The sequence below is a fragment of the Sphingomonas sp. Leaf22 genome (assembly GCF_001421715.1).
In the GTDB taxonomy this organism is placed as follows: domain Bacteria; phylum Pseudomonadota; class Alphaproteobacteria; order Sphingomonadales; family Sphingomonadaceae; genus Sphingomonas.
On sequence record NZ_LMKP01000027.1, the window covers coordinates 1 to 25,360 of the forward strand.

The 25,360-nt window shown below is 66.9% G+C and carries 31 protein-coding genes; 17 read left to right on the top strand and 14 right to left on the bottom strand.

Annotated elements, in window-relative coordinates:
* Together ASE70_RS21095 and ASE70_RS12250 are read right to left on the bottom strand one after the other, a co-directional pair.
* Nucleotides 1-152 (bottom strand): IS1/IS1595 family N-terminal zinc-binding domain-containing protein (locus tag ASE70_RS21095; RefSeq protein ID WP_443024878.1); only part of this gene is annotated, 152 nt, incomplete at its 3' end.
* Between the two features lie 379 nt (nt 153-531).
* Nucleotides 532-1,287, bottom strand: coding sequence for a hypothetical protein (locus ASE70_RS12250; RefSeq protein ID WP_056505218.1), 756 nt, complete (start codon nt 1,285-1,287; stop codon nt 532-534).
* Nucleotides 1,288-1,458: 171 nt separating this feature from the next.
* Here ASE70_RS12250 and ASE70_RS19900 point away from each other — a divergent pair, with 171 nt between their 5' ends.
* From ASE70_RS19900 to ASE70_RS12265, 4 genes are all read left to right on the top strand, one after another.
* Nucleotides 1,459-1,605 carry a hypothetical protein gene (locus tag ASE70_RS19900; protein ID WP_156356202.1) on the top strand — a complete coding sequence of 49 codons (147 nt, stop codon included), beginning with the start codon at nt 1,459-1,461 and terminating at the stop codon, nt 1,603-1,605.
* Between the two features lies 1 nt (nt 1,606).
* Nucleotides 1,607-1,924: a phosphoribosyl-ATP diphosphatase gene (locus tag ASE70_RS12255; protein ID WP_056505222.1), complete on the top strand. Its 318-nt coding sequence runs from the start codon at nt 1,607-1,609 to the stop codon at nt 1,922-1,924.
* 4 nt (nt 1,925-1,928) lie between these two features.
* The gene (locus ASE70_RS12260; protein ID WP_056397733.1) at nt 1,929-2,306 is read left to right on the top strand and encodes a histidine triad nucleotide-binding protein; all 378 of its coding nucleotides are present in this window, start codon (nt 1,929-1,931) and stop codon (nt 2,304-2,306) included.
* Between the two features lie 111 nt (nt 2,307-2,417).
* The gene (locus ASE70_RS12265) at nt 2,418-3,995 is read left to right on the top strand and encodes an amino acid permease (protein ID WP_056505224.1); all 1,578 of its coding nucleotides are present in this window, start codon (nt 2,418-2,420) and stop codon (nt 3,993-3,995) included.
* A 78-nt stretch (nt 3,996-4,073) separates the two neighbouring features.
* Here ASE70_RS12265 and ASE70_RS12270 read toward each other — a convergent pair whose 3' ends face one another.
* Nucleotides 4,074-5,072 (bottom strand): adenosine kinase, encoded by a 999-nt coding sequence (locus tag ASE70_RS12270; protein ID WP_056397737.1) that lies wholly within the window; start codon nt 5,070-5,072, stop codon nt 4,074-4,076.
* Between the two features lie 149 nt (nt 5,073-5,221).
* Between ASE70_RS12270 and ASE70_RS12275 the strand changes: the two genes are divergently transcribed.
* The 4 genes from ASE70_RS12275 to ASE70_RS12290 all read left to right on the top strand — a co-directional run bounded on the left by ASE70_RS12275 (nt 5,222) and on the right by ASE70_RS12290 (nt 8,125).
* Nucleotides 5,222-5,896 (top strand): EI24 domain-containing protein, encoded by a 675-nt coding sequence (locus ASE70_RS12275; RefSeq protein WP_327196835.1) that lies wholly within the window; start codon nt 5,222-5,224, stop codon nt 5,894-5,896.
* Nucleotides 5,889-6,269, top strand: coding sequence for a hypothetical protein (locus ASE70_RS12280; RefSeq protein ID WP_056505230.1), 381 nt, complete (start codon nt 5,889-5,891; stop codon nt 6,267-6,269). The genes ASE70_RS12275 and ASE70_RS12280 overlap by 8 nt, the downstream gene beginning before the upstream one ends.
* Before the next feature lie 64 nt (nt 6,270-6,333).
* Nucleotides 6,334-7,080: an HAD-IIB family hydrolase gene (locus tag ASE70_RS12285; protein WP_056505233.1), complete on the top strand. Its 747-nt coding sequence runs from the start codon at nt 6,334-6,336 to the stop codon at nt 7,078-7,080.
* 250 nt (nt 7,081-7,330) lie between these two features.
* The gene (locus tag ASE70_RS12290; protein WP_056505235.1) at nt 7,331-8,125 is read left to right on the top strand and encodes a hypothetical protein; all 795 of its coding nucleotides are present in this window, start codon (nt 7,331-7,333) and stop codon (nt 8,123-8,125) included.
* A gap of 30 nt (nt 8,126-8,155) precedes the next feature.
* Here the strand turns inward: ASE70_RS12290 and ASE70_RS12295 are convergent, their stop codons facing one another.
* Nucleotides 8,156-9,160 carry a glycosyltransferase gene (locus tag ASE70_RS12295; protein WP_056505239.1) on the bottom strand — a complete coding sequence of 335 codons (1,005 nt, stop codon included), beginning with the start codon at nt 9,158-9,160 and terminating at the stop codon, nt 8,156-8,158.
* A gap of 83 nt (nt 9,161-9,243) precedes the next feature.
* Nucleotides 9,244-11,919 carry an aconitate hydratase AcnA gene (gene acnA / locus ASE70_RS12300; RefSeq protein WP_056505242.1) on the bottom strand — a complete coding sequence of 892 codons (2,676 nt, stop codon included), beginning with the start codon at nt 11,917-11,919 and terminating at the stop codon, nt 9,244-9,246.
* A gap of 290 nt (nt 11,920-12,209) precedes the next feature.
* Here acnA and ASE70_RS12305 point away from each other — a divergent pair, with 290 nt between their 5' ends.
* From ASE70_RS12305 to ASE70_RS12325, 5 genes are all read left to right on the top strand, one after another.
* The gene (locus ASE70_RS12305) at nt 12,210-12,605 is read left to right on the top strand and encodes a hypothetical protein (protein WP_156347335.1); all 396 of its coding nucleotides are present in this window, start codon (nt 12,210-12,212) and stop codon (nt 12,603-12,605) included.
* The gene (locus ASE70_RS20435) at nt 12,598-12,972 is read left to right on the top strand and encodes a hypothetical protein (RefSeq protein ID WP_056505245.1); all 375 of its coding nucleotides are present in this window, start codon (nt 12,598-12,600) and stop codon (nt 12,970-12,972) included. The genes ASE70_RS12305 and ASE70_RS20435 overlap by 8 nt, the downstream gene beginning before the upstream one ends.
* On the top strand, nt 12,969-13,370 hold the full coding sequence (locus ASE70_RS12315; protein ID WP_056505248.1) for a type II toxin-antitoxin system VapC family toxin: 402 nt from the start codon (nt 12,969-12,971) through the stop codon (nt 13,368-13,370). The genes ASE70_RS20435 and ASE70_RS12315 overlap by 4 nt, the downstream gene beginning before the upstream one ends.
* Before the next feature lie 78 nt (nt 13,371-13,448).
* Nucleotides 13,449-14,054 carry a hypothetical protein gene (locus ASE70_RS12320; protein WP_056397764.1) on the top strand — a complete coding sequence of 202 codons (606 nt, stop codon included), beginning with the start codon at nt 13,449-13,451 and terminating at the stop codon, nt 14,052-14,054.
* Nucleotides 13,975-14,583 carry a 5'-methylthioadenosine/S-adenosylhomocysteine nucleosidase gene (locus ASE70_RS12325; RefSeq protein WP_056505251.1) on the top strand — a complete coding sequence of 203 codons (609 nt, stop codon included), beginning with the start codon at nt 13,975-13,977 and terminating at the stop codon, nt 14,581-14,583. The genes ASE70_RS12320 and ASE70_RS12325 overlap by 80 nt, the downstream gene beginning before the upstream one ends.
* A gap of 183 nt (nt 14,584-14,766) precedes the next feature.
* Here the strand turns inward: ASE70_RS12325 and ASE70_RS12330 are convergent, their stop codons facing one another.
* Genes ASE70_RS12330 through xseA form a run of 5 tightly spaced genes read right to left on the bottom strand, consistent with a single transcriptional unit; the run spans nt 14,767 to nt 18,964 of the window.
* On the bottom strand, nt 14,767-15,843 hold the full coding sequence (locus tag ASE70_RS12330) for a lactonase family protein (RefSeq protein ID WP_056505252.1): 1,077 nt from the start codon (nt 15,841-15,843) through the stop codon (nt 14,767-14,769).
* Nucleotides 15,844-15,878: 35 nt separating this feature from the next.
* On the bottom strand, nt 15,879-16,406 hold the full coding sequence (locus ASE70_RS12335) for a superoxide dismutase family protein (protein ID WP_156356204.1): 528 nt from the start codon (nt 16,404-16,406) through the stop codon (nt 15,879-15,881).
* Between the two features lie 57 nt (nt 16,407-16,463).
* On the bottom strand, nt 16,464-17,270 hold the full coding sequence (locus ASE70_RS12340) for a M23 family metallopeptidase (protein WP_443024877.1): 807 nt from the start codon (nt 17,268-17,270) through the stop codon (nt 16,464-16,466).
* A complete protein-coding gene (locus tag ASE70_RS12345) occupies nt 17,267-17,464 on the bottom strand; it encodes a DUF2093 domain-containing protein (protein WP_056397778.1) in 198 nt (65 codons plus the stop codon). Before ASE70_RS12345 ends, ASE70_RS12340 begins: the two co-directional genes overlap by 4 nt.
* 15 nt (nt 17,465-17,479) lie before the next feature.
* Nucleotides 17,480-18,964 (bottom strand): exodeoxyribonuclease VII large subunit, encoded by a 1,485-nt coding sequence (gene xseA / locus ASE70_RS12350; protein ID WP_056505261.1) that lies wholly within the window; start codon nt 18,962-18,964, stop codon nt 17,480-17,482.
* On the opposite strand from xseA, the gene purD reads away from it, so the two are divergent.
* Together purD and ASE70_RS12360 are read left to right on the top strand one after the other, a co-directional pair.
* Nucleotides 18,963-20,231: a phosphoribosylamine--glycine ligase gene (purD, locus tag ASE70_RS12355; RefSeq protein ID WP_056505263.1), complete on the top strand. Its 1,269-nt coding sequence runs from the start codon at nt 18,963-18,965 to the stop codon at nt 20,229-20,231. The two genes, xseA and purD, sit on opposite strands and share 2 nt — an antisense overlap.
* A gap of 3 nt (nt 20,232-20,234) precedes the next feature.
* Nucleotides 20,235-20,894, top strand: a complete 660-nt coding sequence (locus ASE70_RS12360; RefSeq protein WP_056505266.1) for a hypothetical protein — start codon at nt 20,235-20,237, stop codon at nt 20,892-20,894.
* A 314-nt stretch (nt 20,895-21,208) separates the two neighbouring features.
* Here the strand turns inward: ASE70_RS12360 and ASE70_RS12365 are convergent, their stop codons facing one another.
* A complete protein-coding gene (locus ASE70_RS12365; protein WP_056505269.1) occupies nt 21,209-21,559 on the bottom strand; it encodes a hypothetical protein in 351 nt (116 codons plus the stop codon).
* Between the two features lie 71 nt (nt 21,560-21,630).
* Nucleotides 21,631-22,935 carry a hemolysin family protein gene (locus ASE70_RS12370; protein WP_056505274.1) on the bottom strand — a complete coding sequence of 435 codons (1,305 nt, stop codon included), beginning with the start codon at nt 22,933-22,935 and terminating at the stop codon, nt 21,631-21,633.
* A gap of 173 nt (nt 22,936-23,108) precedes the next feature.
* Between ASE70_RS12370 and ASE70_RS12375 the strand changes: the two genes are divergently transcribed.
* A complete protein-coding gene (locus ASE70_RS12375; RefSeq protein ID WP_056397794.1) occupies nt 23,109-23,786 on the top strand; it encodes an OmpA family protein in 678 nt (225 codons plus the stop codon).
* Between the two features lie 2 nt (nt 23,787-23,788).
* Here the strand turns inward: ASE70_RS12375 and ASE70_RS12380 are convergent, their stop codons facing one another.
* Together ASE70_RS12380 and ASE70_RS12385 are read right to left on the bottom strand one after the other, a co-directional pair.
* A complete protein-coding gene (locus ASE70_RS12380; protein ID WP_056505277.1) occupies nt 23,789-24,220 on the bottom strand; it encodes a nucleoside deaminase in 432 nt (143 codons plus the stop codon).
* 59 nt (nt 24,221-24,279) lie between these two features.
* On the bottom strand, nt 24,280-24,513 hold the full coding sequence (locus ASE70_RS12385; RefSeq protein ID WP_056001837.1) for a hypothetical protein: 234 nt from the start codon (nt 24,511-24,513) through the stop codon (nt 24,280-24,282).
* A gap of 167 nt (nt 24,514-24,680) precedes the next feature.
* Here ASE70_RS12385 and rpmB point away from each other — a divergent pair, with 167 nt between their 5' ends.
* On the top strand, nt 24,681-24,977 hold the full coding sequence (rpmB, locus tag ASE70_RS12390; RefSeq protein ID WP_056397797.1) for a 50S ribosomal protein L28: 297 nt from the start codon (nt 24,681-24,683) through the stop codon (nt 24,975-24,977).
* Nucleotides 24,978-25,360: the final 383 nt, after the last annotated feature.

Consider the following 25,360-nt stretch of genomic DNA (forward strand, 5'->3'; position numbering starts at 1 on the left):
TACATCTCGATCGCCAAAGCTTTCGTCTCGGCACTGAACCTGGGCTGGCTGTCGGTGCAGTATCGACCGCAGGCCCGGCACACATAGCGCTGATKGCCCGACTTGCGGCCCCGCTTGATMAGGTCGGTCCCCTCACACGCTGGACAACGCATCCTATCCTCCCCGTCCCAAATCAAAGGAACACAGAAGAATCCAAAACGCGCCTCGTGTAAACAGTCCGGTCCCCTCACACGCTGGACAACGCATCCTATCCTCCCCGTCCCAAATCAAAGGAACACAGAAGAATCCAAAACGCGCCTCGTGTAAACAGTCCCCGCTTAGGCGGGGGTCCAGAGCCAAGGAGAACAACGGCTTGCGCCTGGAACCCTGGACCCCCGCCTGTGCGGGGGTACGACAGGGCGCAGGATCAGTACTTGCGCAGAAGTCTCGCCTTCACCGAGTACGGCAAGGGTACGAAGCTTCCCGTGACGTTCGCATACTCCCCGGCTTCACACCGTGTGCGACGCCTTCGAAACCGATAAGAGCGTCGCCTCAATCCGGTCGTCGTCCACCACGACCCGGCCCGCGTCCTTCCGGTCCCCGAACGCGACCACCACCCGGACGAACCCCTTCGGGTCGCTCGAACCCGCGCACCGCGCCGGCCCCTTGCCTCGGCGACTGGCCGGACCCGCGTGGCACATATTCGAACCCCCGCCGTCGCTCGAAGCCCTGTCGGGTCGCGCTGCCCGGCGAAACGTCCGGCTGACCGGGAACCGGGGACTGGCTCGATCCGCGCGGTACATAGTCGAACCCGCGTCGGCGATCGAAGCCCGGCCGTGCAGCACCATCCGGCCGCACATCCGGCCGGCCACGCCAGCCACCCGGGCGACCGGGCAGCGGCGACTGGCTGCTCCCCCGCGGGACATTCTCGAAGCCGGGCCGCCGGTCTAACCCCGGTCGATCCCACCGATCCCAGCGCGGCCGCCCATTGCTCCGGTCGCCGCGCCACTGGCCGCGCCGCTGCTCCCAGAAATAACGCTGGCGGTCGTTCCAGCGGAACGGCCGGCGATAGCGGTCATAGACGTAATAGCCGGTGCCCGGATAATAATAGTCGCCGAACCATCCCCAATACGGATCGCCGAACCCGGCGGCATAGGGATCGCCATAGCCGCCATAACCGCCGCCGCCATAATAGCCCGATCCGACGCCGACCCCGACGCCACCATAGCCAAGATCGCCATAGGCACAGGCGGACACGCCTGCGCCTGCCGCCAGTGCCAGCACGATCGCGCGCAGCCGGTAAAACATGCGATTGCTCCCGCGGGTCGCTCGCCTGTGTAGAACGGCTGTCGCGCCCGATATTGGATAATGGTTTAAAACGATCGTTCGACGCGGCCGGTTCCTGCGCGCCGCCGTCCCGGCATGGCACGATATCGTGCCGCTTGCCCGCTGCCGTCCGAAACGATTAGAGCGTGCCCTATGCCGACTGCCGCCCTCGCCGCCCATTCCGGGGTCGTTCTTCCCCGCGAGGGCTTTGCCGTGTCCGATGTCGCGGCGTTCGCGGCGTTCGTGTTCATGGTGGTGCTGGCCCGGCGGGCGATCCGCAACCGCAAGCGCAAGGACTGACATGGACGCGTTCGATCGGCTCGAATCGGTAATCGTCAGCCGGATCGGCGGCGATCCCACCCAATCCTATGTCGCGAAGCTCCATGCACGCGGCACGGGCAAGATCGCGCAGAAGGTCGGCGAGGAGGCGGTAGAATGCGTCATCGCCGCATGCAGCGGTGACCGTGCCGGCCTGATCAGCGAGGCGGCCGACCTGATGTTCCACCTGACGCTGCTGCTGCGGACCAGCGGCATCACGCTGGACGACGTTCGCGCCGAGCTGACCGCCCGCGAGGGCCGCTCGGGCATCGCCGAAAAGGCTGCCCGTCCCAAGGAGTGATCCCATGCCGATCAATGCCACCCAGGCGTATGATTCCGACAACATCTTTGCCCGCATCCTGCGCGGCGAGATCCCGGCGAAGCGCGTGTACGAGGATGATTTCGCCCTCGCCTTTCACGACATCGCCCCGCAGGCACCGGTTCATCTCCTCGTGATTCCGAAGGGCGCGTACGTATCGTGGGACGATTTTTCCGCGCGCGGGAGCGATGCGGAAATCGCCGGTTTCGTGCGGGCAGTGGGACAGATCGCCCGCGACAACGGACTGGTCGAACCGGGCTATCGCCTGCTCGCCAATATCGGCGGAGACGGCGGACAGGAGGTGCCGCATCTGCACGTCCACCTGTTCGGCGGGCAGCCGCTGGGACCGATGCTGTCGCGATAGGACAGCTTTATTACACGAAAGGAATTGCACGGACGGTTTTTGCGGGTAGCATCGCCCAATTCAAAAAAGGGCACCGCCCGTGCAAGCGCGGTGCATCCAGGGGATCGCTTCATGATATTCGGGCGCGTCAAACCACTCGACGCCATTCTCGCCGCCGCCGAAGGAAAGTCGCTGCCCCGCACCCTGGGCGCGCTCCAACTGACGCTGTTCGGCATCGGATCGGTGATTGGCACCGGCATCTTCGTCCTGACCGCTGCCGGCGCGCAGAAGGCCGGACCGGGACTGATGCTGGCATTCGCCATCGCCGGGCTGATCTGCGTGGTCGCGGCGCTATGCTATGCCGAGATCGCATCGATGATCCCGGTCGCGGGATCGGCCTATACCTATACCTATTCGGTGATGGGCGAACTTCTGGCATGGACGGTCGGATGGGCGCTGGTCCTTGAATATGCGGTCGCGGCCTCTGCGGTCGCGGTCGGATGGTCGGGCTATTTCAGCGGCACGATCCTCAATGAATTCTTCGGGATACAGTTGCCGGCATGGCTCGCGGCCGGACCGTTGGCGCTGGGTGGCGCGCCGGGCGGGTTCATCAACCTGCCGGCGGTGCTGATCGCACTGCTGGTCACCGGGTTGCTCATCATCGGCACCAGCGAGAGCGCGAAGTTTAACGCGATCCTTGTCGCGATCAAGGTCGTGGCGCTGACCGTGTTCATCGCGCTGACCCTGCCGTCCGAACAGTTCAGCGCCAGCCGGTTCAACCCGTTCCTTCCGGCGGGTGTCTTCGGCGGCTGGGGTACCGGCGTCGGGGCGGTCGGCGCGGCGGCGACGATCTTCTTCGCCTATGTCGGGTTTGACGCTGTCTCGACCGCTGCGGAGGAAACGAAAAATCCGCAACGCAACGTGCCGATCGGCCTGATCGGGTCGTTGCTGTTCTGCACCGTGTTCTACATCCTCGTGGCGGCCGGCGCGATCGGCACGATCGGTGGCCAGCCGCTTGGCCCCAACGGTTTCATCACCGGGGGCGAAATGCCCTTCGCCGCCGGCTCGGCCGAACTGGCCCGCCAGTGCGCGATGCCGCAATATGCCGACGCGCTGGTCTGTTCGAACGAGGCGCTGGCGCACGTCCTGCGCGAGATCGGCTTTGGCAAGGTCGGCAACATGCTGGGCATCGCCGCCTTCGTCGCATTGCCCTCGGTCATCCTCGTGCTGCTGTTCGGGCAGACCCGCATCTTCTTCGTCATGGCGCGTGACGGCCTACTGCCCCCCAGCCTCAGCAAGATCCATCCGAAGTGGAAGACGCCCTATGTCGTGACGGCCATCACCGGTGGGGCGGTGGCGTTCGCTGCGGCGTTCCTGCCGGTCGGGCAGCTCGCCGACATCGCCAATGCCGGCACGCTCTATGCCTTCATGATGGTGGCGATCGCGGTGCTCATCCTGCGCAAGACCGAGGCAGCGCGGAAGCGGCCGTTCAGGGCACCGTTGATCTGGCTGGTCGCACCCGCGACGATCGTCGGCTGCATCTTCCTGTTCTTCAACCTGCCGATCGACGCGATGCTGGTGCTGCCGGTGTGGGGCGCGATCGGGCTGGTCGTCTATTTTCTCTACGGATACAGGACGAGCCATGTGGCGAAAGGCGTCATCGAGGTGCCGCGCGACGACGTCTTCGACGTACCGCACGACCCGCGCTGATCACGCGCCGAGGCAATAAGAAAGGGGGAGGCCGATCGGTTCGGCCTCCCCCTTTTTCGTCGGATGGTGTCGGGCGGCTCAGCCCAGCTGTTCAACCATCAGCTTGGTCAGATCAGCCTCGGGGCGCGCGCCATAGTGCGAGATGATCTCGGCGGCGCACAGTGCGCCCAGCTTCAGCGAGCGTTCGATGTCGTAGCCATGCGACTGGCCGTGCAGGAAGCCGGCGGCGAACAGGTCGCCCGCGCCGGTCGTGTCGACGACGCGATCGATTGGCTGGGCGGGCACGCTGGTGCGCTTGGCCTCGGTCACCGCGATCGCGCCGTGCTCGCCGCGGGTCACCACCAGCACCGGCACCTGCGCGCTCACCTGATCGACCGCAGCGTCGAAATCCTCGACCTGCGCGAGCGCCAGCAGCTCACTCTCGTTCGCGAACAGGATGTCGACCTGCCCCTCGGCAATCAGCGCGCGGAAGTCGTCGCCGTGGCGCGAGATGCAGAAGGTGTCGGACAGGGTGAAGGCGACCTTGCGCCCTGCGTCCCGCGCGATGCGGATGCCGGCCCGCATCGCGGCGCGCGGCTCTTCCGGGTCCCACAAATACCCTTCGAGATACAGGATCGCGCCGCTGGCGATCAGATCGGCATCCAGCGCCGCTTCGGGCAGGAACTGCGACGCGCCGAGAAAGGTGTTCATCGTCCGCTGCCCGTCGGGCGTGACGAAGATCAGGCAGCGGGCGGTCGTCGGCTCGCCGGGGCGGGTCGGCGTGTCGAAGCGGACGCCGGCGGCACGGATGTCGTGCGCGAACACCGCACCCAGCTGATCGTCGGCGACCTGCCCGATGAAACCAGTCTTGCCGCCCAGCGCGGCGATGCCGGCAACGGTGTTCGCCGCCGACCCGCCGGAAATCTCGCGGCCCGGACCCATCTTCGCATAGAGCGCATCGGCATCGGCGGGCGAGAAGACGAGCTGCATCGACCCCTTCGTCATGCCTTCGGCGGCGAGGAAGGCATCGTCGGACTGCGCCAGAATATCGACGATGGCGTTGCCGATCGCGACGACGTCGAGCGTGGGTTGGGTCAAATAAGGTCTCCGGACAATCGATCCGCCGCCAGCATAGGCGGGGACGTTGCCGTTCGCGTTAGCCAGCGGCGTGGGGGCAGGCAAGGCGTTGACGGCGGGCGGCACTCCCCGCATCGTCGCCGGCGATGATCGAGAGCTTTCTTCTGTCCGTGCGCCAACTCGGCGACCGCGTGTTTCTGCGCGTGCTGGCCAAGTCGCTGGCGCTGACGCTGCTGCTGCTGGCCCTGCTCGGCGCGGCGATCGCGTGGGGGGCGCACTGGCTGACCGCCGATTTCCTGCTGCTGGGCGACGATGCCGGCACGCTGGCGGCGGTGGCGGCGGCCATCGCCGCGATCGGGATCGCATGGCTGCTGTTCCGCATCGTCGCGATCGCGGTGATCGGCCTGTTCGCCGACGAGGTGGTCGAGGCGGTCGAGGCGAAGCATTACCCCGCCGCGCTCGCCACTGCCCGCCCGGTGCCGCTCGGCCGGTCGCTGGCGATGAGCGGGATGTCGGCGCTCCGCGCATTGGCGGTCAATCTGATCTTCCTGCCGCTCTATCTGGTGCTGCTGGCGACCGGGATCGGGACGGCGGCGGTGTTCTTCGTCGTCAACGGCTGGCTGCTCGGCCGCGACCTGTCGGACATGGTCGCGGCGCGCCATTTGCCACCGGCAGCTATGGCCGTCGAACGGTCCGCCACGGGCGGGCGGCGCTTCGTGCTGGGGCTCGCCGGAACCGGATTGCTGCTTGTGCCGTTTGTGAATTTCGTCGCGCCCCTGATCGGTGCGGCGATGGCGACGCATCGGTTCCACCGGCGACGCCCACGGGGGGACGGACATGCGTAGCGGTTTCATCGCGGTCGTCGCGGGGTTGACCCTGTCGGCCTGCGCAGCATCGACCGGACCGGTCGTGCGCCAGAACGCCCCGCCCGTCCCGCCGCCCCCGACCTATGGCACCGTCGGCCTTGAACGCGTGCTGGGTCAGAATGCCAATGCCCTGACCGGCCTGTTCGGCCAGCCGCAACTCGACCTGACCGAGGGGGCCGGGCGCAAGCTGCAATTCGGATCGAACATCTGTGTGCTCGACGCCTATCTCTATCCGCCGCAGGCCGGGGGCGTGCCGGTGGTGCGCCATATCGATTCCCGCCAGCGCAACGGCGCGCCGATCGACCGCGCCAGCTGCGTCGCCGCCCTGACCCGCCGCGACGGTGGCCGCTGACGCCTTGCGACCTTTCCAGACCGGTGGCACGACGCCGCCGACCGCCCCACGCCGGAGTACATTCATGAAGCAACTCGTAGCCTTCGACCTCGACGGAACCCTGGCCGAAAGCAAGCAGCAACTGACCGAGGCGATGGGCGAAGCACTCGCCGACCTGCTGGGCGTGGCGCATGTCGCGATCATCTCCGGCGGCGACTGGCCGCAGTTCGAAAAGCAGGTCGCCACCCGCCTGCCCGCCCGCGCCGATCTTACCCGCCTGTGGATGATGCCGACCAGCGGCACCAAGCTCTACACCTTTGGCGACGGGCGCTGGAACGCGGTCTATGCCGACCTGTTCGACGACGAGACCAAGGCCAAGATCCTCGCGGCGTTCGATGCGGCGCTGGAGGCGACCGGCTTCGTTCCCGAACAGACCTGGGGCGAGCGGATCGAGGATCGCGGCAGCCAGATCACCTTCTCGGCACTCGGCCAGCAGGCACCGATCGATGCCAAGGAACATTGGGACCCCAGGTTCGAAAAGCGCAAGATCATTCAGGCCGACCTGAAGCAGCGGCTGCCGGGCCTGTCGATCAACATGGGTGGCGCGACGTCGATCGACATCACCAAGGAAGGCGTCGACAAGGCGACCGGCCTTGCCAAGCTGGCCGATGTCAGCGGCATCGCCACCGACGACATGCTGTTCATCGGCGACGCGATCTTCCCCGGCGGCAACGACTATGCGCCGAAGGCCGCGGGCATGGACACGGTCAAGATCCGCGACCCGCAGGAAACGCTGGCGGTGATCGAGGCGATCGTCGCCTGCCAGAAGTAACCACGCCCCCTGCCCCGCCGCGCGCGGGGCGGGGTTTGCGGGCCAAAAGTCACGAAAGTCACACTTGCCGCAGTTTCGTGCGACGCGTCGCGCGCCGTCCGTTCGGCGTCTGATTTGAATCAACCGTGGAAAGAACGCCCGCAGCGATAGAATAGACATTCCCCTGTAGGACAGCGGCGATTTCGGACGTGGCGGGGGCAGGTGGCGCATGAAACGGACACGATGGTCCCGCGGGTGGACGGCACGAGCATTGACGGTACTGATCATGGTCGGGCCGATGCTGGTGATCCTGATCGCGGCGATCTACGCCATCGCGACTTCCCCCGACGACATGACATGGGTCCTTCGGCACGGCAGGGTGCGGACCCAGATGCCGACCTGGCAGGTCCAACTGGTTGCCTTGCCGCCATTACTGTTCGTGTGCGGACTGCTGCTCTGGTGGCTCGGCAAGTCAATATTACGGGCCTATCGCGAGAACCGCGATGCCGCTCGCGCCGATGCAGGCAGCGGCATGGATTCCGCGTTGCTGGTGCCGGGCGAAGTCATCTGGTGGCAAGGGAAACGGGGCTGGCGTAGCCTGACCTCGACGTGGTTGACCGTACTTGGCCTGTTTGCGGTCGGTCTGACCGATATTCTGCTGATGCTGTGGTGGGTCGGGACCGGCGATGTCCATCCCTGGCTCAGGACGTTCTGGTTTGTCTTCGTCCTATTTGTTCTTTCCGGTCCGTTGGGCATGACCATCCTCCACGGCCCCGAAGCGATGCAACAGCTATGGTATGACAGCTTCGGCACGATCGCGGTTACCGATCGGCGGGTCATCTGGATCGCGCCATCGAACGGGTTCGTATACCGGGAGATCGCTGGCAGCGATCTGGTCGACGCCGGGCTGGTCGAGGGGAACGACGCACGCGGCTGGATCGCGCTGGTCGAACGGCGCGGGAGCGACAACGTCAATGAAATCGATGTCCACGGCGTGCCGGAACCGATGGCCGCATTGTCCGCCCTCGATGCACTCATGCGGCAACGGACGATCGCGACATCCTGATCCGCCATGCCGGTCGACGGCGCGATCGTACTATTTCCCGGCGGGCGGGCGGTAGAAGCGCGACAGGGCATATTCGTTGCGGCCGCGATTGGTCTTTACCGCCAGTCGCTGCATCACGTCGCGCAGGCCCATCTTCGACAGCAGCAATTGCGCAGCGACGATCGTGCCGCGCAGCGTGATCTTCTCGGCGAGCGACCGGCGGGCGAGAAGCCGTGCGGTCCGATCGTCCCCCTGCAACCAGTGGACGACCGCCGCCCGGGCGAGGCCGCCGGCGATCTTCTTCGATCGCGGCAGGTAATAGGGCGCGAGGACGCCGTGGCGGTCGATGACGTCCGCCGTCCCCCCGCTCGATAGCGCGTCGACAAAGGCGTCGTGGCCGACCGCCGAGTAGAGTTCATGTTCGGCGAATTTGCCGGCGGAAGCGTTGACGCCGTCGCGGAACAGGAACCGCCGATACAACAGCCGGTCGACATAGCCGAAATCGCCGATCCGGCTCATCCGGCGGAACAGGTCGGTCGCCTGCGCCACGCGGAAGAACGGACGATAGCCACCCGCCGCGAGATAGGCCGAGCGGCGGAACATGACCTCGCCGTGCGATATGCCGAACCCGGTGACCATCGGCCCCTTGCGGATCGCCGCGGCGGGCTGAACGACATACCCCTTGCCACCCTCCTCGACATTTTCGATCGCGCAGCCGACGGCGACGACGTGCGCGTGGGCGAGCAGGAAGTCGCGTTGCGCGCGCAACCGGCCGGGCAGGCTTTCGTCGCCCGCACCGTGAACGGCAATGAAGTCGGTATCGGCGGCAGCGCAGGCCGCCGCCATCGTGGCGGTAAACCCCGCATTGGGTTGCGCGATCACCGTCAGATTGGGGGCCGACAGCCCGCGAAGTTCGGCCAGCGTGTCGTCGCGCGATCCGTCATCGATCGCGACGATCCGCACATCGTCGCAATCCTGCGACAGCAGCGATCCGATCGATGACCGGACCCGGCTGGCCCGATTGTGGAACACCGTGATGACCGTGATGCTCGCCATGGTCCGTCCCCCTGCCCCCGCACATGAAACGGGCCGCGCCTCCGGTCGGAGACGCGGCCCGCCCTAGCCATCAAGTGGCGCGCTTACGCGGCCAGCTTGCGCAGCACGTACTGCAGGATGCCACCGTTCAGGAAATATTCCAGTTCGTTGACGGTATCGATGCGGCACTTGGTCTGGAACGTCTCGGTCGTGCCGTCGGCACGGACCATGATGACGTCGACGTCCTGACGCGGACGGATGCCGGCAACCCCCTGGATCGTGAAGGTTTCGTCGCCGGTCAGGCCGAGCGTCTGGCGGGTCACGCCTTCGGCGAACTGCAGCGGCAGGACGCCCATACCGACGAGGTTCGAACGGTGGATGCGTTCGAAGCTTTCGGTGATGACGGCGCGGACGCCGAGCAGGTTGGTGCCCTTCGCCGCCCAGTCGCGCGACGAGCCGGTGCCATATTCCTTGCCGGCGATGACCACCAGCGGCGTGCCGTCGGCCTTGTGGCGCATGGCGGCGTCGTAGATCGGCATGACTTCGCCGTCATAGCGGCTCATGCCGCCTTCGACGCCGGGGACCATTTCGTTCTTGATGCGGATGTTGGCGAAGGTGCCGCGCATCATGACATCGTGGTTGCCGCGGCGGGCACCGTAGCTGTTGAAGTCGCGACGGCTAACCTGATGTTCTTGCAGGAAAGTTCCGGCGGGGCTGTCCGCCTTGATGCTACCGGCCGGCGAGATGTGGTCGGTGGTGATCGAATCGCCGAGGATCGCCAGCGGCTTTGCCTCGATGATGTCCGACGTCGGGTTGGGGGTCATCGTCAGCCCGTCGAAATAAGGCGGATTGGCGATGTAGGTGCTCGACGTCGGCCAGTTATAGGTGTCCGACCCCTCGACTGAAATGCCGGCCCAATGCTTGTCGCCGGCATAGACGTTGCCATAGCGCGCACGGAACATGCCGTCGTCGATGTTGGCGGCCATCAGGTCGGCGACCTCTTCGTTGGTCGGCCAGATGTCCTTCAGATAGACGTCCTGCCCGTCCGAGCCCTGCCCGATCGGGGTCGACACCATGTCCTGCGTCACGGTCCCCTTCAGCGCATACGCCACGACGAGCGGCGGCGAGGCGAGGAAGTTGGCGCGGACATCGGCCGACACGCGGCCTTCGAAGTTGCGGTTGCCCGACAGGACCGAGGCGGCGACGATGTCGTTGCCGTTGATCGCCGCCGAGATCGGTGCCGCCAGCGGACCCGAATTGCCGATGCAGGTGGTGCAGCCATAGCCGACGAGGTTGAAACCGACCGCGTCGAGATCCTGGGTCAGGCCCGCCTTGTCGAGATAGTCGGTGACGACTTGGCTACCCGGTGCCAGCGAGGTCTTGACCCACGGCTTGGGCTTCAGACCCAGCGCATTCGCCTTGCGCGCGACGAGGCCGGCGGCGACCAGCACCGACGGGTTCGACGTGTTGGTGCAGCTGGTGATCGCGGCGATGACGACGTCGCCGTCGCCGATGTCGTGCGATTCACCCTCGACCGCGACGCGCTTGGCCGAGTCCTTCTTGTAGACGTTGGTCAGGTCGGCGTTGAAGACGTCGTCGACGTTCGGCAGTTCGACGCGGTCCTGCGGACGCTTCGGACCGGCGAGCGACGGCACGACCGACGACATGTCGAGTTCGAGCGTGTCGGTGAAGATCGGATCGACGGCATTCTCGTCGCGCCAGAAGCCGTTGGCCTTCGCATAGGCTTCGGTCAGCGCGATCACTTCGGCCGGACGCGCGGTCAGGCGCATATAGTCGATCGTCTTGTCGTCGATCGGGAAGAAGCCGCAGGTCGCGCCATATTCGGGTGCCATGTTCGCGATCGTCGCACGATCGGCCAGCGTCATCGTCGACAGGCCCGGACCGTAGAATTCGACGAAACGGCCGACCACGCCGCGCGCGCGTAGCATCTGCGTGACGGTGAGCACGAGGTCGGTGGCGGTGATGCCCTCGCCCAGCTTGCCGGTCAGCTTGAAGCCGACGACTTCGGGGATCAGCATCGACACCGGCTGGCCGAGCATCGCCGCTTCCGCCTCGATACCGCCCACGCCCCAGCCGAGCACGCCGAGGCCGTTGACCATCGTCGTGTGGCTGTCGGTGCCGACCAGCGTGTCGGGATAGGCGATCGTGCCGCTGCCATCGGTCGATTCCGACGACCACACCGCCTGCGCGACGTACTCCAGGTTCACTTGGTGGCAGATGCCGGTGCCGGGCGGGACCACCGAGAAATTGTCGAGCGCCTTCGATCCCCATTTCAGGAATTCATAGCGTTCGATGTTGCGCTGATATTCCAGCTCGACATTCTGTTCGGCCGCCTTGGGCGTGCCGAATTCGTCGACCATGACCGAGTGGTCGATCACGAGGTGGACGGGAACCTGCGGATTGATCTTGCCCGCGTCGCCGCCGAGCTTGGTGATCGCATCGCGCATCGCCGCCAGATCGACCACGCAGGGAACGCCGGTGAAGTCCTGCATCAGCACGCGCGCCGGGCGATACTGGATCTCGCGGTCCGAGCGGGCATCCTTCTGCCAGTCGACGATCGCCTGCGCGTCCTCGGGCGTGACGGTCACGCCGTCTTCGAAGCGGAGCATGTTTTCGAGCAGCACCTTCATCGAGAAGGGCAGCCGCGACACGTCGCCGAGCTTTGCCGACGCCTTTGCCAGCGAATAATAGGAATAGGTCTTGCCGCCGACATCGAGTGTGTCGCGGGTGCCGAGCGTGTCCTGGCCGATAGCGGTCATGCGGATCCTTCCCAGTTGGTCGCGGGCGGGATCGATCGGCCGAGGGCCGTCGACGTGCATGCCGCCGCGGGAGGTTATCGAGCTGTACCCGAGCGCCTTAGCAACCGGGTTCCTTCGGGGGAAGTAGGTGAATCCGTGTTTGGGAAGCATAATACCACATCAAAACAATGTTTAAATGATTTAGATTTGCAATAGCAATACTCGCTCCCAATCTCCGTATGATGCGGAAGCTTGAACGCATCACTATATCCCAGTAGCCATTTGGCGGGATAATGCAGGAACGCGCCACGATGACCGAAGCTACCGAAGCGCCGCTGGATACAGCCATGCGGCGCGACGTCGAACGGGGATCGTCGTTTCAGTACCTGTCGGCTGATACGGCGATCGTTGAACGCGTCCATGACGCCGTGTCGATCAGTTTCCTGATCGATAGTATCCGCCCCTCCGGCGTCGTGTGGGATGACGAAAATGCGCAGCCCAGCCGGGTCGGTCGGCGCCGGGTAATCGAAGAACTCGCATCGGTGCGGATGACCCCGGACGCCGCAAATGCCCTGGCGATGGATATCCTCCTTGAGCTGGCATCTCTGGCCCTATCGACTGAGGTGCTAGAAAAAAACTTTGCGATCGTTCGATCCGCAGTCGAAGAACGGATGGCGAAGTCGGAGCAGGACAATCACGATGGGTGAACTCGCCGTCGTACCCCATCTCCAATACGGCTATGTCCACGGCATCCCGCCCGTCCATGAACCATTCGAACCGATCGCTCGATGGTTCGATGAAGATGACAACTCCCGCGAACGGGAAGATGTCGTCGTCCGGCTGGACATTTCTCCGCTTCGAAACCGGCGGCATTATCTGGGGTCGTGGACGCCCAAGCGGACGATGCGGCAAGGCGACGCTCTGGAAACACCGCGCCACCGTTACCGGATTGGGTCTCTGGCTGATGGCGGACTTCCCGTTCCGCGCATCGGGTTCCTGAAGGGCGCGATCCGCGTTCCCGACGATTTCGATACGATGGAGCAGGACGAAATTCAGGCGATGTTCGAGGGGTGACCCCCGTTCTGCTCGACACGCATCTGCTGCTTTGGTTAGCGGAGGGATCACCTTCGCTGCCCGATGAGGTAAAAACCCTGGTCGAAGACCCTGCGCAGACGATCTATTTCAGCGTCGCCAGCATCTGGGAGGTCGCGATCAAGTGCGGGCAGCAGCGGCCGGACTTCCTGGTCGAACCTGCCGAACTGCATGCCGGCCTGATCGCGGCGGGCTATGTCGAATTGCCGATCCATGGCCGCCATGCGGAGCGGATCCGATGGCTCGTTCCGATCCATGCCGACCCGTTCGACCGGATCCTGGTCGCGCAGGCGATAGTCGACGGCATCACCCTCGTCACCTCGGACACGAAGGTCGCTGCCTACTCACCGGACATCCGCCTGCATCCGCGTCGCCGATAGACGCTGAACGACGAACCGCTTTCCTACACCATCTTTGTTCCTGTAATGTTCCATTTTCAAAGCTGAGGGGAACGGGCAATGGCGACATATCGGGTGCGGCATGACGGGTGGACGCCGCAGCGGCAGCGGGCGTTTCTGCGGGCGTTGAGCGAGACGGGGTCGGTGCGCGATGCGTGTGTGCGGGCGCAGATCTCGACGACCTCCGCCTATCGGATGCGCGATCGATCGGCGACGTTCGATCGGGCGTGGCGGCGGGCGCTGGCCAAGGTCGCGCCGACGATCGAACAGGCGGCGTATGAACGTGCCGTACTCGGGTGGGACGAGCCGGTGTGGCATGGCGGCAAGATCGTCGGGCATCGGCGGCGCTATTCGGACGGCCTGTTGCGATTGCTTCTGACGCGGGGCGTGTCCGCCGGGTCGGAGGACCCGGAGGACCGGCCGTTGAAGGGCGGATGGGTCCGTGCAACGCAGGCAGAGACCGATGCGATGCTGCTCGCCAATCTCCGCGGGTTGAGGCGGCAGAGGGAGGCCGAGGCGGCGCGCAAGGCCTTGCCTGCGCCGGCCCCGGTCGCCACCAACCGCGCGACACAGCAGGGGAATAACGATGCAGGTGACGCGGATCGGGGGACGGCGGGTGCTGTTCGTCATGGCGACGGACCACGAATATGGACCCTGTCTGGCTGAACGCTTCGTGCCGGTCATCACCGGGGTCGGGCCGATCGAGGCGGCGATCGGCACGACGCAGGCGCTGGCCGGGATGGCGGACCTGCCCGATCTGGTCGTATCGATCGGATCGGCGGGGTCGCGGCGGTTGCCGCTCGGGTCGATCTGGCAGGTCGCTAGCGTGTCATGGCGCGACATGGATGCGACGCGGATCGGCGTGCCGAAGGGGGTGACGCCCTTTGCCGATCATCGCGCCGAACTGCCGCTGGCGACGCCGCTCGACTGGCCGGTGGCGCGGCTGTCGACCGGGGCGGATATCGTCGGCGGGGACGCGTATGACGCGATCGATGCCGAGTTGGTCGATATGGAGACGTTCGCGGTGCTGCGCGCCTGCGGGCGGTATGGCGTACCGGTGATGGGGTTGCGCGGGGTTTCGGACGGGCCGGGCGAACTGGAAGCGCTGGGCGGGTGGACGGCGATGCTGGGGGTGTTGGACGAACGGCTGGCGGTGGCGGTGGATCGGTTGGGGTGGGAAGAAGACCGAAAATAAGGAGGAAGTTAGTTCGCGCAGAGGCGCGGAGGCGCAGAGAGGTTGCGTTTGTGGCGAGAGCATCCGCGTCAGCGGGCCTTGAACCCGGCTGTTACCTGTACGCGCGTCTCCCGGTCGCGCGCGGATTGCTTGAGGCGCAACCGCTCTGCGCCTCCGCGCCTCCGCGCGAACCTCCTCTGCCCCCTACGCCTTGTCGAGGAACGCGACGCCGGGAATGGCAAGCCGCGCCGGGGTCGGGCGGACCGGGCCGTCGACGGTCACGTTGAACACCGCGACGGTGCCGCTGCGTTCGTTGGCGGCGAGCAGCTGGCCGGTTTCCTCCAGCAACAGGAAGAAGCGCGGCCAGTCGCCGCCGCAGTCGATATGCTGGGCGAGCGTCGCGGTGCCGTCTTCGGCAAGGTCGAAGACCGCGATGCTGTTATGGCCGCGGTTCGAGGCGAAGAGGCGGCGGCCGGCGCTGTCGATGGCGATGTGGGCGGCCTGCGACTGGCCCGTCCAACCGGGCGGGAGCAGCGAAATGGTGGCGCGGGTGGTGAAGCTGCCATCGGCCTGCGCGTCGAGCGTGATCAGCGTGTTGGCCAGTTCGGCGACGACATAGGCGGTCGTCAGCGTCGGGTGATAGGCGAGGTGGCGCGGGCCGGCCCCGGGCGGCGCGCGCCATGCCACCATCGGCTCGGCGATCTCGCCGCTGTCGAGCGGATAGGCGAAGATGGCGTCCGCGCCGAGGTCGACCGAATGGCAGAAACGATCGTTCGGGGTGAAGCCGACCCAATGGGCGTGCGGGGCGCTCTGCCGATCCTTGTTCGGGCCGGTGCCGCTGTGGCGGCGGACGATCGGCGACTGCGGCAGGCCGGCGGCGAGCGGGTAGAGCGCGACGGTGCCCGACGAATAATTGGCGACGGCGAGCAGGTTGCCGCGATGGTTGAGCGCGACATGGCACGGATCGTCGCCGCCGCTGGGCAGGTCGGCAAGGATGCGGCCGGTGCGGTCGGTGGCGATCAGCCGCCCGGCGGCCGATTCGCGGACCAGATAACGCATCTCGCCGCGCGACACGCCGAACGAGATGTTGGTGAGCGTGATATCAGCGGTGCCGACGCTCCAGCCGGTGCCGCGCGCGGGGAGCGCGTACAGCCCCTGCCCGCCCGGCCTGGCATAGGTGCCGGCGATCAGGTCCTGTCCACGCCCGGCCGCCCGGACGGGGACGGCAGCGAGCGTGGCGGTGGCGGCCATGCCGGCCAGGAGCGTGCGTCGGGTGGTCATCCCGACTCTATGCCCGTGGCCGGACGGCTAGGCAATCAGGCGGCGGCGAACACGCCGCAGGCGATGCGCCCGCCCGAATTGCCCGACGGATCGGTCTTGTAGTCGTCGGCATTGGCGTGGATGACGAAGGCCGCGCCATCGGCGTCGAGCAGGCCGTCCATAGTGCCGGCGGGCAGCTCGACGGTGACCGATCCGGTACCGTCGGCACCGATGGTCAGGTTGGGCGCGTCGCCGGCATGCGGACCGGCGGGATTGCTGGTGCCGTGCTGCTTTGACGTCGGGTTCCAGTGGCCGCCGGCGGTGGTGAAGTCGGGCGCGTCGCAGCGGCCGATGGTGTGGACGTGCGCACCGTGCACGCCAGCGGGCATGCCGCGCGCGTCGACGCGGATCTGGATGCCGTTCGCGGTCTGCGTGGCGGTGACGGTGCCGACATCGGCACCGGCTGCGGTGCGCAGCGGCGCGGTGGCGCTGCGCCCGGCGGCGCTGCCCGATCCGGCGGTGGTGGTGGTGCAGCCGGCAAGCGCGGCGGCGGCGACGGCGGTCAGGATGGTGGCACGCAGCATGGTCGGAATCCCCTGTAATCGTGGAGCCGGAATGATCGGGACCGCCACGCGGTTCCTTTACTGCGGCATCGGTCCGGCGAGCAGCAGCGGATCGATGCGCGCATCGTGCCACTTCATGCCCCAGTGGAGATGCGGGCCGGTGGCGCGGCCGGTCGCGCCGATCGCCCCGACGACCTGCCCCTGCGCGACCCGGTCGCCGACCGCCACGTCGATGCGCGACAGGTGCAGGAAGGCGCTGTTCAGCCCCATGCCGTGGTCGATCATCAGCAGATTGCCTTCGAGGGTGAAGGGCGTGGGCGCGGCGAGGATGACGACGCCGTCGGCGGGTGCCGCGACGGGCGTACCGGTCGGGCGGGCGACGTCGACGCCCGAATGATAGGCACCGGGTTCGCCGGCATAGATGCGCTGCGCCCCGAACAGGCCGGAAACGCGCCCCCGGACCGGCCAGACGAACCGCTGTCGCCAGCCCTGCGCATCGGTCGCCCGGTCGCGCGCGGCGGCGATCTGCGCCAGTTCGGGGGCGCGGCGGCGCTGGAATTCGGGGGTGGGCTGCGAGATGCGCGGCAGGGTCGGCAGCCGCTCGATCCGCCATGCGCGCGGGGCGATGGTCAGGGGGCGGACCAGCCGGCGGCCATCGGGCAGTATCGCGACCAGCGCGGCGACGGGGCCGGCGTCGCGGTCGAACGCGATCAGGAACGCGCCGTCGGGCGCGACCGCCACCGGCTGTCCGTTAAGGGTCAGGATCGAGCCGGGCGGAACCTGCCCGGTCATCGTCGCCCCCTGCCCCAGTGATCCGGTCAGCATGATCGCGGGCGCGGGCACCGGCTGGACCGCCACCAGCAGCGTGGCGGCGAAGGCGATCACTGCGGGGCCATCGCCTTCGTCGATGCCTCGGCGTCGATATAGGGTTCCTGCCGCGCCGCGCTCCAGTAGCGCAGTTCGTCGAGCGGGATGCGCGCGCCGGTGATCGCGCAGGTCACGAAGTCGCCATCGACCAGCACGCGGAAATTGTTCGTAAGATAGTGCAGCTTGGCAGGGCGGCTTTCGGTTGTCAGCATCGATCGGGTCCGGTTCTACAGCAAGGTGGGTTGCGCGGGCGAGACATAGGCGCGGCCGGGGGTGCGCTCAACCTTCGCCTCCAGCGCGCCATCGCCGAAGTGGAGTTGCAGCGCGCCCGCCGCGCGGGCTTCGGCAGCCGACGTCACCGTCTTGCCGGTGGCGCGGGCGGTGACGCGGACATAGCCCTTTTGCAACAGGTTGTCGGGATCGACCTGTGCCAGCATCCGCGCCGTCCCCTCGAACTGCGCGCGCGCCTGCGCCAGCCGCTGGGTCAGCATCGCAGGGCGCAGCGCATGGCCGTGGCGGTCGAGATTGCGGCGCGCGGTCGCGACCCGGCGTTCGAGTGCGAGCGACAGGCGGGCGGCGACATCGTCGAGCCGCTGGCGCTGCGGTCCGAGCAGCGCATCGCGGCGCGGCATGACGCGGACCAGCGCCGCCAGTTGCTCGGTCCCGCGCTCATGATAGCGGCGGACGATCCGCTGGGTCCGCAGCGACAGGGTCGCGATATTGTGCGCCAGTTCGGCGCGGACCGGCACCGCGATCTCGGCGGCGGCGGTCGGCGTCGGCGCGCGCAGATCGGCGGCGTGATCGCACAGCGTCGTATCGGTTTCGTGGCCGACCGCCGAGATGACCGGGATCGGCGAGGCGACGACGGCGCGCACCACAATCTCTTCGTTGAACGACCAGAGGTCCTCGATCGAACCGCCGCCGCGCGCGACGATCAGCAGGTCGGGGCGGTAGATGGTGGTATCGCGTTGCCCATCTGCCGTACCCTCGCGAAGGCAGGGGTCCAGGGTTTCAGCCACCAACGTCGGCTTTTCCGGCTCTGGACCCCCGCCTGCGCGGGGGTACGGTTGAGGGCGCGGGGGAAGTGCCCCGAACCCCTGTACCGCCCGCGCGATCTCGGCCGCGGAGCCTTCGCCCTGCACCTTGACCGGCCAGACGATAACATGGGTCGGGCAGCGATCCTCCAGCCGGTGGAGGATGTCGCGGATGACCGCGCCGGTCGGCGAGGTGACGATGCCGATCGTGCGGGGCAGGAACGGCAGGCGGCGTTTCTTCGCCGGATCGAACAGCCCCTCGCCCGCCAGCTTACCTTTAAGCTTTTCGAGCAGCGCCATCAGCGCGCCTTCACCGGCCAGTTCCATCCGGTCGATCACGATCTGATAGCGCGAACGCCCGGGATAGGTGGTCAGCTTGCCACTGGCGATCACCTCGACGCCGTCCTGCGGGGTGAACGGCAGGCTGCCCGCCGAGCCACGCCACATTACCCCGTCGATCAGCGCCGAATCATCCTTCAGGCACAGATAGACATGGCCCGACGACGCACGCTTGTAGCCCGAAATCTCGCCGCGCAGGCGGACGCGGCCGAATTCCCCCTCGACCATGCGTTTCAGACGGCCGGCGAGTTCGGACACGCTTTCGGGCGCGGCGTTGTCGCCGGGCTGTTGCTCGGCTACGAGCCGGCTCGACTGAAAACCGGGGAAGCGATCGTCCATGAATGTCCTGTTGATCGGATCGGGTGGGCGCGAACATGCGCTGACGTGGAAGCTGGCGCGTTCGCCGCTCCTAGGTACGCTTTATGCCGCACCGGGCAACCCCGGCATCGGCAACCATGCGACGCTGGTGCCGCTGGACGTGACCGATCACGCCGCGGTGGTGCGGTTCTGCGTCGAACGGACGGTCAGGCTGGTGGTCGTCGGTCCGGAAGCACCACTGGTCGCGGGGCTGGCCGACGATCTGCGCGCGGTCGGCATCGCGACCTTCGGCCCGTCGGCCGCCGCCGCGCAGCTGGAGGGGTCGAAAGGCTATACCAAGGATCTGTGCCGCGAGGCGGATATCCCGACCGCCGGCTATGTCCGCGTCACCGACCTCGACGGTGCGATCGCGGCACTGTCGCCCTTCTCGCTGCCGGTGGTCATCAAGGCCGATGGGCTGGCGGCGGGCAAGGGCGTGACGATCGCGATGGACCGTGGCGAGGCGGAGGCGGCGCTGGCCGCGATCTTCGAAAAGCCCGGTGGCGAGGCGGTGATCGAGGAATTTCTGGCCGGTGAGGAAGCCAGCCTGTTCGTGCTGACCGATGGCGTGTCGCTGATGCCGTTCGGGTCGGCGCAGGATCACAAGCGCGTCGGCGATGGCGATACGGGTCCGAATACCGGCGGCATGGGCGCCTATTCGCCCGCGCCGGTGCTGACGCCGGCGCTCGAACAGCTGGCGATCGACACGATCGTCCGGCCGACCATCGCGGCGATGGCGGCGCGCGGGACGCCCTATTCGGGGGTGCTGTATGCCGGGCTGATGCTGACCGATCGGGGACCAAAGCTGATCGAATATAATGCGCGGTTCGGCGATCCCGAAGCCCAGGTGCTGATGGCGCGGCTGGACAGCGATCTGCTGCCGCTGTTGCTGGCGGTGGCCGAGGGGCGGCTGGCGGAAGCGGAAGCGCCCGTCTTTTCGAACGATACCGCGCTGAGCGTGGTCATGGCTGCGCCCGGTTATCCGGGGACGCCCGAGACCGGCCAGCCGATCGGCGGGATCGATGCGGCCGAGGCGGCGGGCACGACCGTGTTCCACGCGGGAACCCGGATGGGCGATGCGGGCGTTGTCACTGCCGGAGGCCGGGTGCTGGCCGTCACCGCGCGCGGGGCGACCGTCACCACCGCACAGGCGGCGGCGTATCGCGGTGTCGATGCGCTCGACTTCCCCGGTTTTTGCCGCCGCGACATCGGCTGGCGCGAAGTCGCACGTGAGAATGGGCAGGATTAAAGCATGCAGGATAGCGGTACGACCCCGTTGCAATCGCCGGGCTTTCTGGGCGCGCTGACCACGGTGCATTTCGTCATCATCGCGCTGCTGGCGGTGCTGGTGATTATCGGCATCGGCTATGGGATGAAGCTGGCGCGCGCGCGGCGCGCGGCGACGCGCGAGCTGGAGGATGCCGGGCATCTGGAACGAACCGGCGACGTGCCGGCGGCCGATCCCGACCGACCAGCGGAAACGGGTGAGCCGGTGCCGGTCGAACCGCCAGCGTCGACGCTGATCGAACCGGTCGCGCCGGTCGTGGAGGAACCCGCCGCGCCGATCGTGCAGGAACCGATCGCGATCCCCGTGGAACCGCCGGTCGCCGCGCCCGAGCCGGCGCGTGCGCCATTCGTCGAAACGGCCGCGCCGGTAGTGCCCGCCGCGCCGGCCGGGTCCGATCTGACCCGGTTGAAGGGGCTGGGTCCGAAAGTCGCGGCGATGCTGGTCGAACAGGGTGTTCCCGATATCGCGACGCTGGCCCGGTTGCAGCCGGGTGAGGCGGACGACGTCGCGTCACGGCTCGGCACGTTCGCGCCGCGCATGGCGAAGGACCGCTGGGTCGAACAGGCGCGGTATCTGGCGGCCGGGGATATCGCCGGGTTCGAGGCGGTGTTCGGGAAGTTGTGAGGGGGGCGCTTAGGTTCGATCGATAGTCAGCGTTACCCACGGAAGCTCGTCATTCCCGCGCAGGCGGGAATCCATAAACGCCGACGGTTTGGCAGGATTCGCGACGCTGACGTATATGGACTCCCGCCTGCGCGGGAGTGACGAACGGGGATCGGACGCTATTCCTGCATCTAGCGAACTGAATGTCGATCCCGCCTGGGACTTAGCGCTCATCCTCACCCTTCCCACCCGGCTGCGCCGGGCGGGCCCCTTCCCTCTCCCGATGGGAGAGGGAGGGAGCGGCAACGCCGCGGAAGGGTGAGGGTGACGCCTAGTCAGCGGCGTCGGCTGGCGGACATTCGCCGAATCGCCGGACGCCGCTGCAACCGCTGCTGCATCGCCAGCACGACGAACAGCATCGCCGGCCAGAACACCGAATAGGTGAAGTCGACCATGGTATCGCTCCACCGCCACGACCCGAAGTTCAGGCGATTGAGCACCTCGTTCGCCGCCGCCACGACGACGACCACCACGAACGGGACCGGATGCGACAGCGGATGGCGGGTAACCAGCCGGGCGAGGATCAGTACGACCATCCCGGCATGGATGTGCAGCACCGGGTCCGACGCATCGGTGTTGTTGCGGACCCACTGTACCAGCGACGCATATTCCGATGAAATCTGCATGGCGGCGATGGTACCATTTGCCTATACTGCAACGCAACATCCACGCCGCGCCGCAGCATCCCGCTGGCGGTCTATTCGACCGGTTGCACCAACAGCTTGTCGATCTTGCGCCCGTCCATGTCGACGATTTCGAAGCGCCAGCCCTGTTCGGCGAAATGCTCGCCTTCGGTCGGCAAGTGCTTGAGAATGGCGAGCGCGAGGCCGGCGACGGTCGCGTAGTCGCGGTCTTCGGGCAGGTCGATGCCGATGCGTTCGGCCAGCTGGTCGGCCGGGGTCTGGCCCGACACCAGCAGCGATCCGTCGTCGCGGCGGACGATCAGCGGGTGGTCGCCCTCCTCCGCATCCGATGCGAAATCGCCGGCGATGGCGCGCAGCAGATCGGCGGGGGTCACGATCCCTTCGAAATGGCCATATTCGTCATGGACGAGGCCCATCGGCACGGCGGCGCGGCGGATCGCCTGCAACGCGTCCATCGCGTCGACCTGATCGGGGAGCACCGGTGCTTCGTGCAGCAGCGTGCGCAGGTCGAGCGGTTCGCCGCGGCACAAAGCGGCGACGATATCGCGTGCCTGCACGACGCCGATCACCGCGTCGACCGATCCTTCGGCAATCGGCAGGCGGGTGTGCGGCGTCGCCGCCATCGCCGCGCGGATGCCGGCTTCGTCGAGCGAGACGTCGAGCCATTCGACATCGGTGCGCGGAGTCATGACTTCCCGGACCGGCCGGTCGGCGAGACGGACGACGCCCGAAATGATCGAGCGTTCATGCTCCTCGATCACGCCCGACTTGCTCGCCTCGGCGACCAGCAGGTGCAGTTCCTCCGCCGTCACCCGGTTTTCGGATTCGCGGTTCATCCGCAGCAGCTTGAAGATCAGCGCGGAGGTGGTGTCGAGCAGCCACACGAACGGCGCGGTGATCCGCGACAGCCACAGCATCGGCACCGCGACCAGCACCGCGATCGGCTCCGGACTGCGCAACGCGAACTGCTTGGGCACCAATTCGCCGATGACGAGGCTGGCGAAGGTGGTCACGCCGATGACGACGCCGAACCCGACATTGGCCGCCAGCGATTCGGGCAGTCCCAGCAGCACCATCCGTTCGCCGACCGGGCCGCCGAGGCTGGCCCCGGAATAAGCGCCCGACAGGATGCCGATCAGGGTGATGCCGATCTGGACGGTCGACAGGAATTTGCCGGGATCGTCGGCCAGCCGCATCGCAGTTTGCGCGCCCCTGCCCCCCGCTTTTGCCAAGCCTTCCAATCGGGCCCTGCGCGCGGAAACGATGGCGAGTTCGGACATGGCGAACACGCCGTTCAACGCCACCAGCGCGAGGATGATGACGACGTCGAACCAGGGGAAGGGAGAAAGAGGTTCCATCGAACTGCCCCTCCCATGCAGCAATGCCGCGTGCCGCACAACCGGCGAGTCGCCCCGGCGATACGATTTGGTGAACGCGTCGGTCAGCGCCCGTTCAAAACGGCTGCGGAACAATGCCCGGCCTGTCCGGTTTTTCCGGGCGACGACGAAATCGGATACGACGGAGAATTATCATGGCAGCTCGTTCGAAAATCTGGGTGGCGGGTGCGCTGTCGGCAGCGATGCTGACCTCGGCCTGCGTCACCGACCCCGAAACCGGCCAGCGCAGCATTTCGCGCGCGGCGATCGGTGGCATCGGCGGCGCGGTCGGCGGCTATCTGCTGGGCGATCTGGTCGGCGGACGGCGCGACCGGACCGAAAAGATCCTGGGTGCCGGCATCGGCGGTTTGGCCGGGGCCGGGATCGGGGCCTATATGGACAAGCAGGAGCGCGACCTGCGCGCCCGGACCGCCGGCACCGATGTCGAAGTGACACGGCGTGGCGACGATCTGGTGCTGAACATGCCGTCGGGCATCACCTTCGCCACCGACAGTTCGAATGTGCAGCCGCAGTTCCGGCCGACGCTGGACCAGGTCGCCGACGTGCTGCGCGACTATAACCAGACCTATATCGACGTATACGGCCATACCGATTCGACCGGATCGGACGCGTACAATCAGACATTGTCGGAACGGCGCGCCAGCGCGGTCGCCAGCTATCTGAGCAGCAAGGGCGTGCAATCGGCACGGATCGGCACGCGCGGTTTCGGCGAGACGCAGCCGATCGCATCGAACGAAACCGAGGAAGGCCGGTCGGAAAACCGCCGGGTCGAAGTCAAGATCGTGCCGATCGCGCAGAACGAACTGCGCTGATCCTAGCCGCGGCGCTGCCCGAAGAAATCGCGGAGCAGCGCCGCTGCCTCGCCCTCACCGATCCCCGGATAGATGTCGGGGCGGTGATGGCAGGTCGGCTGACCGAAGAAACGCGGGCCGTGCGCGACCGCGCCGCCCTTGGGATCGTCCGCCGCGTAATAGAGCCGCGCGATGCGGGCATGGGCAATCGCTCCGGCGCACATCGCGCACGGCTCCAGCGTCACCCATAAATCGCAATCTTCCAGCCGGTCGCGGCCCAGCGCCTGCGCGGCGGCACGGATCGCCAGCATCTCGGCATGGGCGGTCGGGTCATGGCGCGCACGCGGGGCGTTGGCCCCGGTCGCAATCACCCTGCCCTGCTGCACGATGACTGCGCCGACCGGCACCTCGCCGGCATCCGCGGCAGCGCGGGCGGCGGCGAGCGCCAGATGCATGGGGGACGCGTCGAACATCGCGCATCCCCTGCCATCCGCCAGCCGCAGCGGCCAGCACCTTATTGCGCGGTGGCGGGGCGTTCGACCTTGATCGCCGGTACTTCGACGGTGCGGTTGACGGTGCCGACATCGACCTTGCCGACATCGACGTCGAACTTGGGTGCCTGTCCCCCTTCGACCCGCACCTGCGGCAGGGCGGCGGTCCGCGTCTGATCGATACCGATGAAGCCGAAGCTCATCAGCGCGGCGACGATCAACGCCGCGACCCCCAGCAGAACCAATATTGCGCGCATTCCGCCACTCCCTTGCGATGTGCCATTGTCCGAATCGATGCCGTAACAACGCCGGGGCGGCGACGAGGGTTGCAACGGCGCGCAACGGTTGACGTCCGCGCCGTTCGACGCTATCCGCGCCGTCTTTCCGGGGCATGTGTCCCGACACAGAATCAGGATCAACGATCATGTCGCGCATCTGCGAACTGACCGGCAAGGGCCGGCAGGTGGGTCACAACGTTTCCCACGCGAACAACAAGACCAAGCGTACCTTCCTGCCGAACCTGCAGAATGTCACGCTGATGTCGGAAGCGCTGGAGCGCTCGATCCGTCTGCGCGTATCGACGCACGGCCTGCGCTCGGTCGAGCATGTCGGCGGCCTCGACAACTGGCTGCTCAAGACGCGTGACGACGACCTGTCGCTGCGCGCCCGTCGCCTGAAGCGCGACGTCGCCAAGAAGGTCGCCACCGCCGCCGCTGCATAAGCGGGTCGGTTGGTGTGATACAGACCCCCGGCACCCCCGCGGTGCCGGGGGTTTCGTCGTGGGTGGATGCCGCTGACCTATCGCGCCAGGTCTGGCGTAGCGATGATGGTTTCCCGCCTTCGCGAGAAGGACGAACGCTGTTCCAGTACCGTCGTCCTCTCGGCGGTCGTCATTCCGGCGCAGGCCGGGAGTGTTGCGAAGATACCGACTCCTGCACCCTGCCGTTCCCCCACGCAGGCGGGGGTCTAGGGTTCCTATCGCAAGCCGTTGTTCTGATTGGCTCTGGACCCCCGCCTGCGCGGGGACTGTTTACACGAGGCGCGTTTTGGATTCTTCTGTGTCCTTTGATTTGGGACGGGGAGGATAGGATGCGTTGTCCAGCG

What these genes read in the sequence shown, in the direction of transcription:
- ASE70_RS12250 (WP_056505218.1), bottom strand. Translation starts at nt 1,287, where the DNA reads ATGTTTTACCGGCTGCGCGCGATCGTGCTGGCACTGGCGGCAGGCGCA.
- ASE70_RS19900 (WP_156356202.1), top strand. Translation starts at nt 1,459, where the DNA reads ATGCCGACTGCCGCCCTCGCCGCCCATTCCGGGGTCGTTCTTCCCCGC.
- ASE70_RS12255 (WP_056505222.1), top strand. Translation starts at nt 1,607, where the DNA reads ATGGACGCGTTCGATCGGCTCGAATCGGTAATCGTCAGCCGGATCGGC.
- ASE70_RS12260 (WP_056397733.1), top strand. Translation starts at nt 1,929, where the DNA reads ATGCCGATCAATGCCACCCAGGCGTATGATTCCGACAACATCTTTGCC.
- ASE70_RS12265 (WP_056505224.1), top strand. Translation starts at nt 2,418, where the DNA reads ATGATATTCGGGCGCGTCAAACCACTCGACGCCATTCTCGCCGCCGCC.
- ASE70_RS12280 (WP_056505230.1), top strand. Translation starts at nt 5,889, where the DNA reads ATGCGTAGCGGTTTCATCGCGGTCGTCGCGGGGTTGACCCTGTCGGCC.
- ASE70_RS12285 (WP_056505233.1), top strand. Translation starts at nt 6,334, where the DNA reads ATGAAGCAACTCGTAGCCTTCGACCTCGACGGAACCCTGGCCGAAAGC.
- ASE70_RS12295 (WP_056505239.1), bottom strand. Translation starts at nt 9,160, where the DNA reads ATGGCGAGCATCACGGTCATCACGGTGTTCCACAATCGGGCCAGCCGG.
- acnA (WP_056505242.1), bottom strand. Translation starts at nt 11,919, where the DNA reads ATGACCGCTATCGGCCAGGACACGCTCGGCACCCGCGACACACTCGAT.
- ASE70_RS12305 (WP_156347335.1), top strand. Translation starts at nt 12,210, where the DNA reads ATGACCGAAGCTACCGAAGCGCCGCTGGATACAGCCATGCGGCGCGAC.
- ASE70_RS20435 (WP_056505245.1), top strand. Translation starts at nt 12,598, where the DNA reads ATGGGTGAACTCGCCGTCGTACCCCATCTCCAATACGGCTATGTCCAC.
- ASE70_RS12320 (WP_056397764.1), top strand. Translation starts at nt 13,449, where the DNA reads ATGGCGACATATCGGGTGCGGCATGACGGGTGGACGCCGCAGCGGCAG.
- ASE70_RS12325 (WP_056505251.1), top strand. Translation starts at nt 13,975, where the DNA reads ATGCAGGTGACGCGGATCGGGGGACGGCGGGTGCTGTTCGTCATGGCG.
- ASE70_RS12330 (WP_056505252.1), bottom strand. Translation starts at nt 15,843, where the DNA reads ATGACCACCCGACGCACGCTCCTGGCCGGCATGGCCGCCACCGCCACG.
- ASE70_RS12335 (WP_156356204.1), bottom strand. Translation starts at nt 16,406, where the DNA reads ATGCTGCGTGCCACCATCCTGACCGCCGTCGCCGCCGCCGCGCTTGCC.
- ASE70_RS12345 (WP_056397778.1), bottom strand. Translation starts at nt 17,464, where the DNA reads ATGCTGACAACCGAAAGCCGCCCTGCCAAGCTGCACTATCTTACGAAC.
- purD (WP_056505263.1), top strand. Translation starts at nt 18,963, where the DNA reads ATGAATGTCCTGTTGATCGGATCGGGTGGGCGCGAACATGCGCTGACG.
- xseA (WP_056505261.1), bottom strand. Translation starts at nt 18,964, where the DNA reads ATGGACGATCGCTTCCCCGGTTTTCAGTCGAGCCGGCTCGTAGCCGAG.
- ASE70_RS12360 (WP_056505266.1), top strand. Translation starts at nt 20,235, where the DNA reads ATGCAGGATAGCGGTACGACCCCGTTGCAATCGCCGGGCTTTCTGGGC.
- ASE70_RS12365 (WP_056505269.1), bottom strand. Translation starts at nt 21,559, where the DNA reads ATGCAGATTTCATCGGAATATGCGTCGCTGGTACAGTGGGTCCGCAAC.
- ASE70_RS12370 (WP_056505274.1), bottom strand. Translation starts at nt 22,935, where the DNA reads ATGGAACCTCTTTCTCCCTTCCCCTGGTTCGACGTCGTCATCATCCTC.
- ASE70_RS12375 (WP_056397794.1), top strand. Translation starts at nt 23,109, where the DNA reads ATGGCAGCTCGTTCGAAAATCTGGGTGGCGGGTGCGCTGTCGGCAGCG.
- ASE70_RS12380 (WP_056505277.1), bottom strand. Translation starts at nt 24,220, where the DNA reads ATGCATCTGGCGCTCGCCGCCGCCCGCGCTGCCGCGGATGCCGGCGAG.
- ASE70_RS12385 (WP_056001837.1), bottom strand. Translation starts at nt 24,513, where the DNA reads ATGCGCGCAATATTGGTTCTGCTGGGGGTCGCGGCGTTGATCGTCGCC.
- rpmB (WP_056397797.1), top strand. Translation starts at nt 24,681, where the DNA reads ATGTCGCGCATCTGCGAACTGACCGGCAAGGGCCGGCAGGTGGGTCAC.